The sequence below is a fragment of the Streptomyces roseoviridis genome (assembly GCF_039535235.1).
Taxonomy (GTDB): Bacteria; Actinomycetota; Actinomycetes; order Streptomycetales; family Streptomycetaceae; genus Streptomyces; species Streptomyces roseoviridis.
Genome location: NZ_BAAAWU010000001.1, coordinates 7,396,477 through 7,411,546, shown reverse-complemented (window position 1 = coordinate 7,411,546; position 15,070 = coordinate 7,396,477). Strand labels below are relative to the sequence as shown.

The following is a 15,070-nucleotide window of genomic DNA, read 5'->3' as shown; positions in this document are numbered from 1 at the left end:
GCGAAGGCACCGCCCCTCCCGGCTCCGTGCTGCTGCGGATGAGGCCCGAAGCGGATGCTGGAGGACGCGGAGCCGGCTACGGGGGTCGGCGCGGGCGACTACTCGCTCGCCGCCCCGTCGGGGTAGAGCACAAGGACTCGGCAGCCGGTCTCGGACTGCGGCCAGTGCACGCTGCCCGACCGCGCGGTGATCAGCGTCCCCGCCGGATGGACCTGCTCACCGTCATGGAACTCCCCCTCCAGGACGAAGAGGATCTCCGGCGTCGCGTGGAGCTCCTCACCGAAGACCGCGCCGGGCTCGAAGTCGATGATCATCGCCGACAGCTCGTCCTGGGGACCTTCCCGCAGCATCGTGACCGCGATGCCGTCCTTCACCCGTCGCCGTGACGCCTGGTCGGCGCGGGTGACGTCGAATCCTGTGAGCATGAGGCAGGCCTTTCCGTTTCAGTGGGCGGGCACGGCGCGGGGCGCCGGTCCGGGGTTCAGCCCTCGCGTCGATCCGCATGCCGGAATCTGCGCCAGCGGCGCATCCCTGGGCAGGGGGGCGAAGGGGCGGGAGGAGGCGAAGTCAGCACCACGCAGACACGACGCCCCGTCACCCATAGTAGCCGAATCTTGCGCTCAGTGACCAACCGTGTACGCCGCAGGACTGACGGAGCCGTCATTCGCGCGCCGATCGAAGCGACCGCCCCTCACGCCGACGAGGCCACACCACCGGCGATCCATGGAAAGTCTTCGGCATCATCAGCCGGTTCCAAGACCAGCACGAGCGGCTCAAGGAGTGCCGAACATCGACAAGTTCACCCGGAGGAACGGGCCCGGACAAGGAAGCCGTCGCCGTGGTCAGCACGGTGAAGTCGTCGCCCTGCCGCCTCACCGGGAAGCTCCGGGGGCCGCGAGTCGCTCGGGCCCCCGGGGCGGCCCGGGTCATCAGGCGCTGGAGTACTGGGCGGCGTACTCCTCGCTGGGCGGGACGACGGTGATGACGTCGATCAGCACACCGTCTGGGGCGGCGAGGATGAAGTGGCGCTGGCCGAACTCCTCCGTACGCAGGGGCAGTAGCTCGGACAGGCCGGCCTCGACGACGAGCCGCTGGTGCTCGGAGTCGACGTCGTCCACCTCGAAGTTCAGCAGCAAGCCGCCCTGCAGAGCCGCCCGGTGGCCTTCGGGGACGGTCGGGTGGGTGTGATCGAGAAGGGCCAGCTCGTACTGCGGGGCGTCGGGGCGGCGCAGGCTGACATACCAGTCAGCCTCGAAGGTCACCTCGAAGCCGAGGTGGCGGGTGTAGAAGTCGCGGGAGGCCGCCACGTCCCGGGTGGCGAGCACCGGGTAGAACCCGCCGAGCCTGGTCGTGGTGGGCATGGTCGGTTCGTTCGTCATGACAGGGTCCTCCCCAGCACATTTCACATACCTCGAGTATGCGAATGGAGGCGCTAGCATACCTTCGGTACGCGAAAAGACGGAAAGGGCGGTGCACTCGATGCCGGTCAGCCGGGCGGAACAGCGGGCGGTCACGCGAAATGCCCTGCTGGCCGAAGGCCGACGGCGGTTCGCCGCCGACGGGTACCACCACGTGGTACTGGCCGAGGTGGCGCGGGCCGCCGGGGTCACCAAGGGCGCCGCCTACCACCACTTCGACAGCAAAGCCGGACTCTTCCGGGCCGTCGTCTGCCAGGTGCAGCACGAACTGGGCGAGCGCGTCGCGACCGCGGCCGAGCGGCACGAGGACCTCTGGGAGCAGCTCCGGGCCGGCTGCCGGGCCTTCCTCGCCGCGGGAACCGACCCGGCGGTGCGGCAGATCCTGCTGGTCGACGCGCCAACCGTCCTGGGCTGGGACGAGTGGCGGGCCATGGACGACAATTCCTCCGCCCGGCACCTCACGGAAGCCCTGACGGCGCTCGCCGCAGCCGGGATCATCACCGATCAGCCCGTGGAGCCCCTCGCCCGGTTGCTCTCCGGAGCGATGAACGAGGCCGCGCTCTGGATCGCACGGGGCGGGGACCCACAGGCCGGTGAGCAGGCACTCGACCGGCTCCTGGCGGGGCTGCGCACCCAGGACTGACACGTCCCCGCCGAGCAGAACCGGGCGGGACGAGAAGCGGGAGGTGAGCGGGTGGCCAACGGCTGCCCATGCGGTGGGCGGCCCGGGGCGCGAGTTCGTTCGAGTGCCAGGCCGTGCAGGTCAGGAGGCGGGTGTTCTTCCCCGCCGCGCAGCTGCGGACCTTCTTGCTGCCGGACATACCGGCCGGCGGTCTTGTGCCGGGACCCGGCGCCGGGGTGCGCAGTGCCGCCGATCGCGATCCTGTTGACTTTCGCCCGCTTCGGCTTGCCCGTGCTCTTCTTCGCCTCCGCCCAGACCGCGCCGCCCTCCTCGGTCATGCCGACCGAACGGACCTTCGGCCGGCGCCTGCCGCTCTTCTGGATGTGCAGGTCCACACTGGGCTTCACCGGCTTGCGGGGGGGGCGCTGTAGCACCGGAGGTCGACCGAGCCTGGTTGGATAAGCAGATGAGCGAGACCTTTGTCGACCTGGGAGTCGTCACGACACCGTCCGGCGTGCTGGTCCTGGGTATGGCCGGCTGGATCGACCAGTGGCCCGAGCATGGAGACCCTCTGTCCGTCCGTGCAAAGGCTGCGGTCAAGCAGGGCGGCGGCCATCTCCACGAGCCTGCGGACGGCCCGAGCCAGGAGTGGTTCTGCGAGGCGGTCGCGGTGCCGGCTGCGGCCGACCGGCCGTTGCAGGTCCGTGCCATGACGTGGGATTCGTACGATGGACCGGTCGTCACTGTCCTGGAGGTCGATCTCCATCTGCCCTGGCCGGGCGGTCCGGACGGAGAGCCGGTCCTTCTCGGTGACCTGCCGGTGGATCGGTGCGGCATGGTCCTCGGGGACGCCCTCGCCCTGGATTCGTTCGTCGGGCTGTCCGGCGAGTCGATCGACGGGCTCGCCGATGTCACCTACTGGGGAAAGTACGAGGACGATGCCCACGCCTGTTTCGGCGGCGACTCGATGTCCCAGGTCGGCGGGCGCCGCGGCCCCTACGGGCGGCTCGATCTTCCCCTCCACGAGGCCCTCGCACTCGCGGACCAGCTCCGGGACTGGCTGGCCAAAGGGCCCCGCACCGGCCTGGTGATCTCCGTAGATGCGCACACCCACTTCCACCTGCTCGAACGGGCCGGTGAGAGCCACCCCCTGCTTACCGGACAGATCGAGCTCGAGAGGTCCCAGATCATGCACCTGGGCTGGGACCCCGGCGACCACTCCATGCGACACCACGGTGAACGTGCCTGGGACCAGGTCTACCCCGTCACCCTGGAACAGGCCGGCACCACCACCCTGCTGCGCTGGACGATTCCCACTGAAGCCGAAGACCCCGAAGAGACAGCCAAGCCACCCCACGCATGCGCGTGAGGAGGCCGGCCGTCCTCGCTGCGAAACCGATACCGCGCCGCCTCATGAGACCAGGACGACTGGCGAGGACCGAGCGGATCCATTCCCCGTCCCGGCCGGGGCGGGCTCGAAGGGCGCCGGGGCGTGGGCGTGGTCCTTCTTGCCGTCGTCGATGCCGATGACGCGCAGGCCGCCGGCTCCCGGAGGCTGTTCGCCCCGTCCCCTGCCCGCAGCCGCCTGCGGGTTGCGGCCTGCCACGCCGCGCTCTCAAGCGAGGTGTTGAGCGGCCGCGAGGCGACGGTAGAGGCCGTCGGTCGCCAGCAGCTGCGCGTGCGTGCCGGCAGCCCGTACGCGCCCGGATTCCAGCAGCAGGATCTGGTCGGCCGTGGTCACCGTCGACAGCCGGTGGGCGATGACCAGAATCGTGGTGGTGCGGCTGATGTCCGCGAGGGTCTCGTGCAGGGCGGCTTCGTTGGCGGCGTCGAGCTGGGAGGTGGCCTCGTCCAGGAGCAGGAGTCCCGGGCGGCGCAGGAGGGCGCGGGCGACGGCCACTCTCTGCCGTTCGCCGCCGGACAGTGTGCTGCCGCGGTGACCGATGGGTGTGTCGAGTCCTTGGGGCAGGCGCGCCACCAGGGAGTCCAGGCGGGTGCGACGCAAGACGTCGCGCACCTGTGCCGCGTCGGCATCGGGGGCGCTGAGAAGGAGGTTGTCCCGCAGGGTGCCGGACAGGATCGGTGAGTCCTGCTCGACGTAGCCGATCAGGGCGCGCAGTCGGGGCAGCGGGAGACGTGTGATGTCCTCGCCGTCGAGGAGGATGCGGCCACGGTCCGGTCGGCAGAAGCGTTCGAGCAGGGAGAAGACGGTGGTCTTGCCTGCTCCGGACGGGCCGACCAGGGCGGTGGTGGTCCTCGGTGGCACGGTGAACGTCATGTCCTCGTGCACGGGCGGGGCTTCGGGGTCGTAGGCGAAGCGCACACCCTGGAAGGTGACGCCGACCGGCCGGCGGAACTCCGGCAGGGGCGCCGGGTCCTCAGGCGGACCGGCGGGTTCGGTGTCCATGGAGTGGACCTCGTCGATACGGGCGGCGGCGGCAGATCCCGCCTGCAGCAAACCGACGGCTTCGACGAGTTGCCCCACGCGGGGGGCGAGGGCGAAGACGTAGAGGAGGAAGGCGACGAGGGTCGACACGGTGATGGCTCCCGTCGCCACGCGCGCTCCGCCCACGCCCAGGACGACGAGGAAGGACAGTTGTACGGCGACGGTGGAGGTGGTGGCCGACAGGGCCTGCCACCGGGCGGCCCGGGTGCCGGCCAGGCGGGCGTCCTCGGCCGCTCGGTGCAGACCGGCCGTCTCCCGGCCTTCGGCACCGGACGCCTTGACGGTGCGCAGCGCACCGAGGGTGCGTTCGAGCAGGGAGCCCATGCGGCCGACCGCCTCCTGGGCCTGGCGGGCGGCCCGCGCGATGTGCGGGACGGCGGCGGCGACGGTCGCGCCGATCAGCGCGATGGTGACCAGGGTGATGCTCAGGAGCACCGGGTCCAGCAGCGCCATGAGGACCAGCGCCGCCACCACGACCAGCAGGCCGCTGCCCGCCGAGGCGATCGAGCGGGTGGCGACCTGGCGCAGCACCGTGGTGTCGGACGTCACCCGGGAGATCAGCTCACCCGGCTCGGTGCGGTCGAGCTCGGGCAGGCGCAGGCGCAGGATGTGCTCCGACAGGCGTCGGCGCGCCGTGCAGGCGACCGATTCGGCGGTGTGCTCCAGCACGTACTGGCCCAGTGCGGCGGTCGCGGCGCCGGCGATGACGAGGGCGCTGAGCAGGACCAGTGCGCCGGTCGCGGGGCTCCCGCGGTCGAGGGCGTCCACCATCTGCTTGGCCACCATCGGCTGGGCGAGAGCCAGCAGGCTTCCCGCCAGCGACAGCGCGGTGCCCAGGAGGATCCCGGGGCGGTGCGGGTGCAGGTGCGCCAGGACGAGCCACGGTCGCGCCCGCGCGTCGGGGGCGGCTGTCCCGGGGGGTGTGCCCCCTGCGGCCGGGGAGCCGCTCGGCGCGGGCTTCGGCGGTACGGGCTCCTCGCCGGCCGACGGCGACGCGGTGTGGCGGTCCGTCGGTCCGGGCGCGGGCGGTCGCAGGGGAGGCTCCGCGAAGGGCGGGGTGGGGGCCACCTGGGCTCAGTCCACCGTGAAGAACCGCTGGAAGTAGTCGGCCGGGGCTCCTTCGCCGACGAGGACCCCTTCGGCCTCCACCCAGGCGTGCGCGGCGAACGGGGGCTGGGTCCGCACGCCGACGCACCAGGTCGGCCACTGGCCGCGCAGGCGGCACAGCAGCACGGTGGCCAGTGACCGGGCGAGACAGCCCTGTTGCCCTCCGGCGGCGAGACTGACGGCCAGGACCGTCTCGCGGGCACGGGCGGCCTCGGCGAGCGTCGCCGGCCGGGCGCCCTTGCGCAGCCGCCGCAGTACGTCGCGGATACCGGCCGGGGACCGGCGTGCGAGGACATGGGCGCAGACGACGACCAGCCGGGTCACCAGCCGCCGGCCGAGCGGAACCGACCGGGGGTCGTACGGGACGACCTGCGATGTGGACACTGCTCTCCCCTTCGGACACGAGACGGATGCGGGCCGGCCACGATGGCGGACGCGGGCGGAAACCGGCCGGGCGGCACTCACCGGAACGGCGGGCGGCGCCTGCCGGCGACGAAGCGAGTGCCGGCAGATACCTGGCCCCCGCAGCACCCACCAGAACGACGAGCCGTGCCTGACGGCGACGCGGCGAGTGCCGGGGGCGCGTCAGGACTCACCCGGCCAGCAGGCGGGCGTCGCGCAGCTCCTGCAGGATGCGGGCGATGTCCTCCTCGACCTGCTCGGCGCTCACGTCGTACTGGCCGGTGAGCGCGCTCACCGCCTGGTCGGTGGTGGTGCCGTCGAGCAGGGCGCGCACGATGACGGCGGCAGTGGGGTTCAGGGTGTAGTACTCGCCGCTGTTCTGGTCGAGCAGGGCCATCCCGTATTCGGTGTCGGCCGTCACCACGCCGGGGCGCAGGGTCATCGTCATGCGGAGATGCCTCCTGTGTCGGTTCGGGGCCGGCCCCTTCGGCCGGCGGAGTTCTCCCGGGAACGCAGCCAGACCTCGCAGCCGACGGTGGCGTGCAGCAGTGCGCTCTCCAGGTCGGCGGCGAGTGGCCGGCGGCACCACGCACGCACCGCCTCGGCGTCGATGAGGCCCAGGCCGTGCAGACGGGCGTCGTTGAACAGGGCGAGCAGCGAGGAGCGGTGCCTGCGCAGCCCGGTCTCCTCCTCGAAGGCCGCGTGGGCCTTGGTGGTGCGTCGGCGGCTGGCTTCGGGGACGACGCCGCGCATGGCCTCCTCGATCAGTGGCTTGTACCGCCAGGGGGTCACACGCTCCTGGGGCCGGACGGCGAGCGCCGCCTCGACCAGCAGGTCGTCGTAGTAAGGGGAGGCGAAGGTGATGCCCAGGGGCTCGGACATCTGCTGTACGTGCCGTGCGAAGCGGGCGAGGGTGCGCATGGTGGCCAGCTCGCGGTGCACGCCGTGTCCGTTGCCGAGCGGCTCCGCCTGCGGGGCCTGCGTCCGGATGAGGTCCCGCGCGGCCTCGACGGCCCGGCCGGTGGCCCAGGGGGGCAGCCGTGGCGGGGTTCCCCATGTGAAGAGGGGCACCGACATCGGTGGTTGGGGCAGCGTGAGGTCGCGGGCCACCTGGTCCAGCCAGGCCCCGTAGGAGCGGCCGTCGAGCAACTGGCGCCATGCCGTCCGGCGGGACCACCGGTGCCTCGTGACGAAGCCTCGGGTGTGCCGCCAGCCCGTACGGGGATGCCGGCGCAGCAGGCCGTGCACGTGGGCGCTGGCGCCGCTGAAGAGTTCGTCGCCGCCCATCCCGCTCAGGTGCAGCGCGGAGCCTCGCTCTGCTGCCCGCTCGATGATGTACATGCGCCGGTGGCGGTTGACGGAGTACAACGACGGGGTGTCGAGCGGGTCGGCGAGTTCGTGCACGCCGTCGAAGGTCAGGGGGACGGCGGTCGCCGGCAGCACGTGGTGTTCCAGCGGGTCGAGCGCCTCCGCCGTGCGCCGTGCGTAGGTGACGTCGTCGCCGAGGACGTCGTGGACGGCGGCCGTGTAGGCGACGATCTTCGTTCCCTGGCGGACCGCGGTGCAGACCACCGCGGTGGAGTCGACCCCCCCGAGGTCGGCGGTGACCGGTCCGGCGCCCGCGACGCGTACGGCGACCGCATCGGCCAGCCGGTCGCGGACCAGCCGGGCGCCTTCGGCGAGCGACAGCTCGGCCGGCGGCGGCGACCAGTGCCGACTCGTACGGGCGTGCCCGTCGCGGTCGAGCGTCAGGCGGTGGTCGCCGGGCACCACGTCGACGCCGCGCCACACCGTCTGTGCCGTCAGGGGGTGCAGGATGCCGGGGCTGAGGAGCTGTACGGCCAGCCGTCCCTCGTCCAGCTGCGCGTCGACCAGGTCGGCCAGGACGTCGGCGCGGTCGGCGGCGACACACGCGCCGTCCGCGCCGGGGGCCTGCGCCACGAAGAGGCTGCGCACGCCGGTGACGGTGCCGAGGGCCAGGACGTCGCCGTCGAAGCTGGCGAGCAGATGGTGACTGCCGGGCCAGGTGCGGGCGAGTCGCTCGGCCGCCCCGGGGGATTCGGCGCCGGCGGCGCGAGCCGCCTCCCGCTCGGTCACCGCGTGCTGTCCCAGCACGCACAACCGGGTCCGTCCGCAGACCGCCGTCGTGGCGCTGTCCTGCGGCCAGCAGCCCAGCAGCCAGGGCCGGCCCGAGGCGTGCTTGATCTGCTGTGCGGCACGCGCGCGCACCGGTGCGGCCAGGGCCGCGACGGCGTCGGTGTCGGGAAGGACCACGAACCAACTCGCCCCCGTGGGTAGTGACGTACCCGTCGCCATGCACAGGCCTCTCTTGGTCGATGCGGTCTCAGCAGCGGTACGGGGGACGAGCGCGGGCGGCGCATACGCCGCCCGCGCAGCGGTCCCGACGTGCCCCGGGACGTACCGTCGGAGTTCGGATCGCCCGGGGCCGAGGGGCGTGCCGGATCAGAGCAGGCTGTGGCCGCCCAGCAGGTCGGGGCTGCCCTGGCCGGCCAGTCCGGTGACCTTCTGGAAGTCGCCGACCTTGGTGAGAGTGGGACGCTCGTAGGCCATCGTCATACCTTTCGTCGTGGGATGAACAGGACTGGTTCCGTTCTCGTGCAGGTGCCGGCGCCCCTGCGCCCTGTCGAGCGGGGCGCGCCGACGCAGTGCACAAAGCTAGGTGCGTGCATTTCCTCCGGCAACGGCACTCACAAGCCATTCGGCAAAGCCCTTCCGCAAAATTGCGCGTGTGCTCCACCTGCGCTTGTGCGGAAATGGCCCGAGCGGTCGTTCATAGTCCCGCGCGTCCGGGGTATGAGCGATGCCGTTTTCGGTGTGCGCGGGTGTTTCGAGACACGTGCGGCGGACTGCAGCGGCACGGTTTCCAGCCCTCTTCTGCGGATTGACGTGCAGTGATGGCTTGACGGTTCGCGTCCGGACGAATTCCATCCGGCCATCGCGTCGACTGCCGTCCTGGAATGCGCACTTGCGTGCGTCCGGCTCACGGAAAAGCGCGAGGAATCCTTGGTCGACGGCTGCGCCGTAATCGATCTTCGAGGCGGGACGAGGGAGGAAATTATGGTGCCTGAGTTCGCCGTGATCCGGCTGGGGCGCGGTGATGCGGGAGCTCGCCGTGATCCGGCTGGGGCGCGGTGATGCGGGAGCTCGCCGTGATCCGGCTGGGGCGCGGTGATGCAGGCGGGCCGTGCCGACCGGGCGGGGTCGCGGCCGTGGGGGTGGGTGGGCGGCGGGCGATCGGAGGCCGGGAGGCGGGCTGGGCTCTGGGTCGGGGCCGCCCAGGGTGGCCTGTGACGTGCGGACGGGGGCGTCCGGCAGGTGCGCGGCGCCGGTGAGGCACAGGTCAGGGTGGGCCCGCCGTCGGTCGCCTCGCTCCCGGAATGCACGGCAGCGGCACGCCGCTCCATTGCCTCGCTCAGAGGGAACGTGGCGCCGGCGCACCCGTGCGCGGTCTCGCCGGGATCGGATGCGCCGGCGTCATGCATCGGCAGCTCCACACCGGGCGGGCATGCCGGTCGAGAGCGGCGCGGCCCTGCCCCTCGGACCGCGCTGTGATGACGACGCCGACCCCTTCGACTCCGTGCCGGTTGCGAGGGATCAGAGCAGGATCTCGGCCCGCATGCGTTCGGTCGGCAGGCTGATGTCCCAGAAGCGGGCGCTGCCGCGGGCGTTGCGGTATGCGCCGGTTCCGCCGGTGACGGCCATGTCGACCGGCTCCGGTCCCTTCGTCCACAGCGCCTGCAGGGTCACGGAGCCGCGCTCGAGCTCCATGGTGAGCACGCACTGCGTGGTGACGTCGTCGCCGTCCACGTGGATCACCTGGCAGGAGCCGCCGCCGCTGCCGATCTCCCGGCCGTCCTTGAACGCGGTGCCGGAGTAGACGTCCTGGTCGCCCAGGCTCACCCCGTTCGGGGCGGCGTCGATGACGTGCCACTGGTCGGTGCGGAGGTGCGCCTCGACGATCTCGACCTTCGCCCGGGCCGGGGAGCCGGCCTCGGCGCCGACGGCCTCGACGCCGGTGGCGGCGAGGACGCCCAGCGAGGCGGTGGCCAGCGACACGGCGGCGATCCGGGTGAGTGCGGTGCGGCGGGCGGGGGCTTTGCGACGCGGGTTTCCTTCGGTGACCATGGCTGGTCCTCCCCATGTGACGGGCCGTTCGGACACCGTCGACGCTAGGGGCGACACACCGGCCGAGTCCAAGATCAATTCCGCTATGGCGTCATGCTTCCGCGGGCATGGCGCCGGCCGGACGAGTGGGCGGCTCTCGAAGAGCTCGCGCTCCCGGCGCGCCGGCGCCGAAGTCCCAGCCGGTGATCGCCTCGCGCATCAGCCGCGCGGCGGGCGACAGATGGCTGTCCCTGCCCCAGTACAGGGTGAGCGTGCGGCGGCAGTCGGGGTCGTCGACGGCGATCCAGACGCAGGGGAGGCGGGCGGCGGTGCGCCTGGCGATCTCCGGTACGAGGCCGATCCCCAGTCCGGCGCTGATCAGGTCGGCGACGGCACTCAACTCGTCGCTCTCACAGACGACCTTCGGGGTGAGCCCCCGCGCGGCGAACAGCCGGTCGAGCAGCCGCCGCTGCCAGTGCCCTTTGCTCGCGGTGACGAAGGACTGGTCGGCCAGCTCTTCGACGCGCACCGAGGCGCGGTCCGCCAACGGGTGGTCGAGCGGGGTGACCACCCACACCGCCTCGTCGTTCAGCTGAACCGCCTCCAGGCCCTCGGCCGGCACCGGCTGCGAGGCCACACAGAGGTCGACGTCCTGGGCCCGCAGGCGGCTGGCCATGTCCTCGGCCGCCATCTGGTGGAGTTCCACCTCGGCGGCCGGATGCACGCGCTTGTACGCGGCGAGCAGGCCGGTGAGGGTGAGGAAGGTCTCCGACGCCAGCCGCACGGTGCCGAAGCCCTGGTCCGCCGCCCCGGCGACGGCCCGCCGCCCGGCGTCGAGCTCCCCGAGGGAACGCTCGACATGCCCGCGGAACAGCCGCCCGGCGTCGTTCAGTCGCAGCCGACCGCCACGGTCGAACAGCGGCGTCCCGAGCTCGCTCTCCAGACGGGCGATGGTGCGGCTCAACGACGGCTGGGCGATGCGGAGTTCCTCGGCGGCGCGGCTGAGATGCTCCAGTCGCGCCACGACGAGGAACTGCCGCAGCATGTTCAGATCCATGACTCCCCCCTGCCGTCAGGGCATGACCGCGCGGCGATGTTCCCCCTGGAGACATTAACTGACGGGCCACAGATCCCCGGCGACGACGGCAGAAGAACATGGACATGGTTCGCGGCAGTTCCGGTCACGCCACGAAGGCGCCCCCAACCGTGCGCGCGAGCGGTCGGTGCGTTCAGCCGGCGGCTCGCGACCGGCGGCCGCGACTGCCGCACGTGCCTTGAGCGCCCCGTTCGGGGACTGCGTGGCAGGTTGTGGCGTTATCGGGAAGGCCGCGCGCCGGGCCGGCAGAGGTGTTCCGGCGCATGCATTGACAGACAGGCGGCGGGTGCGTCTAACCTCCGACCTGTACTGCGCCAAGGAGCCTGCGCCCGCACGACCACCGGGTGCGGCTCGCCACGGGGGGAACGTTCACATGGGGATCTGTGCTGCCCAGACCGCAACAGCGGCGGCGTGCCTTCAAGGAAATGCGACACCGCGCGGAAACAGCGCCGGGCCGGGTCCGGCCTGACGCTCGTCACGTCTCCTCCCACCGGTCAGTCAATCCTTTCCGGGCCCGGCCCGCATGCCGGAAGACCGGGCCGCCCCTCACCGAGAGAAGGCACGATGTTCCGACACAGGCTGCGGTCGGCGCTCACCGCGCTGACCGGCGTCCTGCTCGCCGGCGGGCTGGTGGCGATGACGCCCCAGGTCGCGCGGGCCGCCGATCCACCACCTCTGCCGCTGCCGGTCTCCTGCGGACCGACCGCGTGGAAGGTGAGCCAGCACTACGAGGACTTCAAAGCCTCCGACGGGCCTTGGAGGGTGGCACCCGGGGACAACCTCGAGGTGACCGTCACCAAGTCCGACACGGTGGAGCTGAGCACCCAGTTCACGGCCGGCATGTCGGTCGAGTACGTCGTCGCCAAGGTCAACCTTGAGATCCAGATCGGTGCGAAGGCGTCCTGGACGAGTTCGGTGGGTCTGAAGACCAACACCGTGTCCCCCTCGCACGAGATCACCTTCGTCTCCTACGGCATCTTCACCGAGCGCGTCTTCATGACGCGTCAGTGGCTGCCGGCCGGATGCAACGCCGGCATGGAACACTTCGTGGGCCACGAGAGCGCGCTCTGGGTGAACCTGCCCAAGAGCGAGGGCTTCAAGAAGGTCACGCAGGGCACGGGACGGGGCGGTGGCTCGGCGCCCGGTCCGACCAACCCGCCCGCCCCGCCGCAGCCGCAGCCCGTGACGTCGGTCCACGGTCTGGCCGACGGCACGCTCCTGCACACGACGGACACCCGGCGCATCTACAAGATGGTCGGCGGCGCGCCGGTCTGGCAGGCCACGTGCGACGGTGGGATCTGCGACTCCACGCCCCGGCCCACGTACCAGTCGGTCATCGACGCCGGTCCGAAGGTTCCGCGCAACGGCTCGTCGGCCATCGACCAGCGCGGCCGCGTGTACATCTTCGCGGGCGGTGCGCCGCTGCACCAGTCGCACTGCAACTCCCCCGTGAACTGCGGCCGTCCGCCCAAGATTTCCGACTGGTCGGTCGACGCCCGCGACCACATGAACCGGGTGCCGTCCGACGGGACCCTGGTACAGGGCTGGAACGGCGGCAACGGGACGCCGGTGGCGCAGGTCGTGGGCGGGGCACGCATCAACTTCGGCTCGCCGCAGGAGGTCGTCGACACCGGCCACGGCGCGGACTGGCCCTCCAAGGTCGTCATCGTGTCGGACTACTCGTTCAACAACCTCGGCACGGTCCCGGCGGACGGCACCCTCGTCCAGGGAACGGGCGGCGGCTCCTCGACGCCGGTGGCCATGTTCGTGGCCGGATCGCGCATCAACTTCGCCTCGCCCGAGGAAGTCGTCGAGACCGGATACGGAGCGAACTGGCGTGAGAAGGTGCGCGCGATCCCCAGCCGTGCTTTCAACGAGTTCCACGCCGACATCCCGCCGGACGGCTCGCTGGTCCAGGGCATCGCGAACGGTGTACCGACGCCGGTGGCGATGATGCTCGGCGGCGCGCGGATCAACTTCGCCTCCCCGCAGGAGGTCATCGACGCGGGCTTCGGCACCGACTGGGCGAGCAAGGTCCGTACGGTCCCGACGCGCGCGTTCAACATGATCCGGGCCGACGTGCCCGACGACGGCATCCTGGTCCAGGGCACCGGCGGAAGCACCCCGGTCGCGGCGATCATCGGCGGCGCGCGGGTCAACTTCGCCTCCCCGCAGGAGGTCGTCGACTCGGGCTTCGGTACGGACTGGGCGTCGAAGGTCCGGCCGCTGCCGGGGCGGGCGTTCAGTCTCATCCCGGACCGGATCGCGGACGGCACGCGCGTGAAGAAGGCGAGCAGCAGTTCGCAGGCCGGCATCGTCGGCCGGGCGAAGGTGCCGTTCATGTCGATGGACGAGCTGATCGCCTGCGGGTTCGGCGAGAAGCGGATGTGGACGATTCCCGACCGGGTGTGGGACGCCCTGCCGACCAGGATCGCCGACGGGACGCGCATCGCCAAGAGCGGTGCCTCGTCGGAGGCGGCCGTGGTCGGCGGTGCCAGGGTGGACTTCCACAGCGAGGCCGAGCGCAACGACGCCGGGTACGGCACCAAGGCGCGCGAGGTCATCCCCGTTCGCGTGTGGGACGCCATGACCACGAAGATCGCCGACGGCACCCGGATCGCGAAGAGCGGCTGGTCGTCGGAGGCGGCCGTGGTCGGTGGCGCCAGGGTGGACTTCCACACCGAGGCCGAACGCAACGACGCCGGGTACGGCACCAAGGCGCGCGAGGTCATCCCCGTCCGCGTGTGGGACGCCATGACCACGAAGATCGCCGACGGCACCCGGATCGCCAAGAGCGGGGCCTCATCGGAAGCGGCGGTGGTCGGCGGCGCCAGAGTCGACTTCCACACCGAGGCCGAACGCAACGAGGCGGGTTACGGCGGCAAGCCGCGCCTGGTCGTCCCGGTCCGGGTCTGGGACGGCATGACCACGAGGATCGCGGACGGCACCCGGATCGCCAAGAGCGGGGCCACGTCGGAAGCGGCGGTGGTCGGCGGCGCCAGAGTCGACTTCCACTCCATGGACGAACTCCAGCAGGCCGGTTACGGCGCCAAGCCGCGCCTGGTCATCCCCGTCCGCGTGTGGGACGGCATGACCACGAAGATCGCCGACGGCACGCGGATCAAGGACGCCGGCTCCCTGAGCCAGGCGGCGGTCGTGGGCGGGGCGAAGGTCCCGTTCCACAGCATGGAGGAGCTGACGGCGAGCGGGTACGCGAACGTGCCCATGCAGGTCGTCCCCCAGCGTGTCTGGCAGTCCCTGACCACGGAGTTCGCCGACGGCACCCGGCTGAAGTCCCCGGACTCCCCGGCGGTCTGGCTCGTCACCCAAGGCCGCCGGAGCCCGACCGACACGGCCACCGGGGTGTGGACGGTCCCGCAGCGCGTGATCGACGCGGTGCCTCTGGCCTGATCCGGTGCGATGACACAGCGACGCTCACAAGGAAGGCCGCTCGGGGATCCCCGGGCGGCCTTCCGCCTGTCCGGACACCGGGACGTGCCGGGGCTGCTCGACCGGATGCGCCGGGCCGGGGTGGAGCGGGTCGTGCTGCTCTCCGGTCTCGCGGCGGTCGCCACCGACACCCGAACGTCCTGTCCGCGTACACGATCGGTTCGGAGACCGCGGTCCGGGAGCCCGGGCTCGCCCGGACCCTTCCGCGACCGAACTCCTTCGCGTGGAACGCCGTGCGGTGGCTGCGGCGGCTGCGGGGGGGGCGACGTCGTGCGGGACTCGTCCATCGTCTTCGCGCGGGGGTCCCGCGCCTGCACGGACGGACGGCGCTGACGAGTGCCTCGTGCGGGCCGCGGTCCAGGGGAGATTCGGCCTCGATCATGCCCCGCGGTCGTGGAGGGCAG

12 protein-coding genes are annotated in these 15,070 nt (G+C 71.8%); 3 read left to right on the top strand and 9 right to left on the bottom strand.

The genetic code is table 11. From position 1 onward, the window contains the following. Window positions 1-98: 98 nt before the first annotated feature. Both ABD954_RS33350 and ABD954_RS33345 read right to left on the bottom strand, forming a co-directional pair. Complete coding sequence (locus tag ABD954_RS33350; RefSeq protein ID WP_345491818.1) at window positions 99-425, bottom strand: cupin domain-containing protein; 327 nt, start codon at window positions 423-425, stop codon at window positions 99-101. 504 nt (window positions 426-929) lie between these two features. Continuing rightward, window positions 930-1,379 carry a VOC family protein gene (locus ABD954_RS33345; RefSeq protein WP_345491816.1) on the bottom strand — a complete coding sequence of 150 codons (450 nt, stop codon included), beginning with the start codon at window positions 1,377-1,379 and terminating at the stop codon, window positions 930-932. A 100-nt stretch (window positions 1,380-1,479) separates the two neighbouring features. Here ABD954_RS33345 and ABD954_RS33340 point away from each other — a divergent pair, with 100 nt between their 5' ends. Continuing rightward, on the top strand, window positions 1,480-2,061 hold the full coding sequence (locus ABD954_RS33340; RefSeq protein WP_345492639.1) for a TetR/AcrR family transcriptional regulator: 582 nt from the start codon (window positions 1,480-1,482) through the stop codon (window positions 2,059-2,061). 445 nt (window positions 2,062-2,506) lie between these two features. Further along, a complete protein-coding gene (locus ABD954_RS33335; RefSeq protein ID WP_345491814.1) occupies window positions 2,507-3,409 on the top strand; it encodes a hypothetical protein in 903 nt (300 codons plus the stop codon). A 246-nt stretch (window positions 3,410-3,655) separates the two neighbouring features. Here the strand turns inward: ABD954_RS33335 and ABD954_RS33330 are convergent, their stop codons facing one another. From ABD954_RS33330 to ABD954_RS33300, 7 genes are all read right to left on the bottom strand, one after another. Beyond that, window positions 3,656-5,554: an ABC transporter ATP-binding protein gene (locus ABD954_RS33330; RefSeq protein WP_425584099.1), complete on the bottom strand. Its 1,899-nt coding sequence runs from the start codon at window positions 5,552-5,554 to the stop codon at window positions 3,656-3,658. Between the two features lie 6 nt (window positions 5,555-5,560). Continuing rightward, complete coding sequence (locus ABD954_RS33325; protein ID WP_345491812.1) at window positions 5,561-5,977, bottom strand: lasso peptide biosynthesis B2 protein; 417 nt, start codon at window positions 5,975-5,977, stop codon at window positions 5,561-5,563. A gap of 208 nt (window positions 5,978-6,185) precedes the next feature. Continuing rightward, window positions 6,186-6,443 (bottom strand): lasso peptide biosynthesis PqqD family chaperone, encoded by a 258-nt coding sequence (locus ABD954_RS33320; RefSeq protein ID WP_345491810.1) that lies wholly within the window; start codon window positions 6,441-6,443, stop codon window positions 6,186-6,188. Then, on the bottom strand, window positions 6,440-8,269 hold the full coding sequence (locus tag ABD954_RS33315; RefSeq protein ID WP_345491808.1) for an asparagine synthase-related protein: 1,830 nt from the start codon (window positions 8,267-8,269) through the stop codon (window positions 6,440-6,442). The genes ABD954_RS33320 and ABD954_RS33315 overlap by 4 nt, the downstream gene beginning before the upstream one ends. A gap of 189 nt (window positions 8,270-8,458) precedes the next feature. Then, on the bottom strand, window positions 8,459-8,566 hold the full coding sequence (locus ABD954_RS33310) for a keywimysin-related RiPP (RefSeq protein WP_165995458.1): 108 nt from the start codon (window positions 8,564-8,566) through the stop codon (window positions 8,459-8,461). Between the two features lie 1,044 nt (window positions 8,567-9,610). Continuing rightward, a complete protein-coding gene (locus tag ABD954_RS33305) occupies window positions 9,611-10,141 on the bottom strand; it encodes an allene oxide cyclase barrel-like domain-containing protein (protein WP_345491803.1) in 531 nt (176 codons plus the stop codon). Between the two features lie 91 nt (window positions 10,142-10,232). Further along, on the bottom strand, window positions 10,233-11,177 hold the full coding sequence (locus ABD954_RS33300) for a LysR family transcriptional regulator (protein WP_345491802.1): 945 nt from the start codon (window positions 11,175-11,177) through the stop codon (window positions 10,233-10,235). 603 nt (window positions 11,178-11,780) lie between these two features. Between ABD954_RS33300 and ABD954_RS33295 the strand changes: the two genes are divergently transcribed. Beyond that, complete coding sequence (locus tag ABD954_RS33295; RefSeq protein ID WP_345491800.1) at window positions 11,781-14,627, top strand: hypothetical protein; 2,847 nt, start codon at window positions 11,781-11,783, stop codon at window positions 14,625-14,627. The last annotated feature ends 443 nt before the right edge of the window (window positions 14,628-15,070 follow it).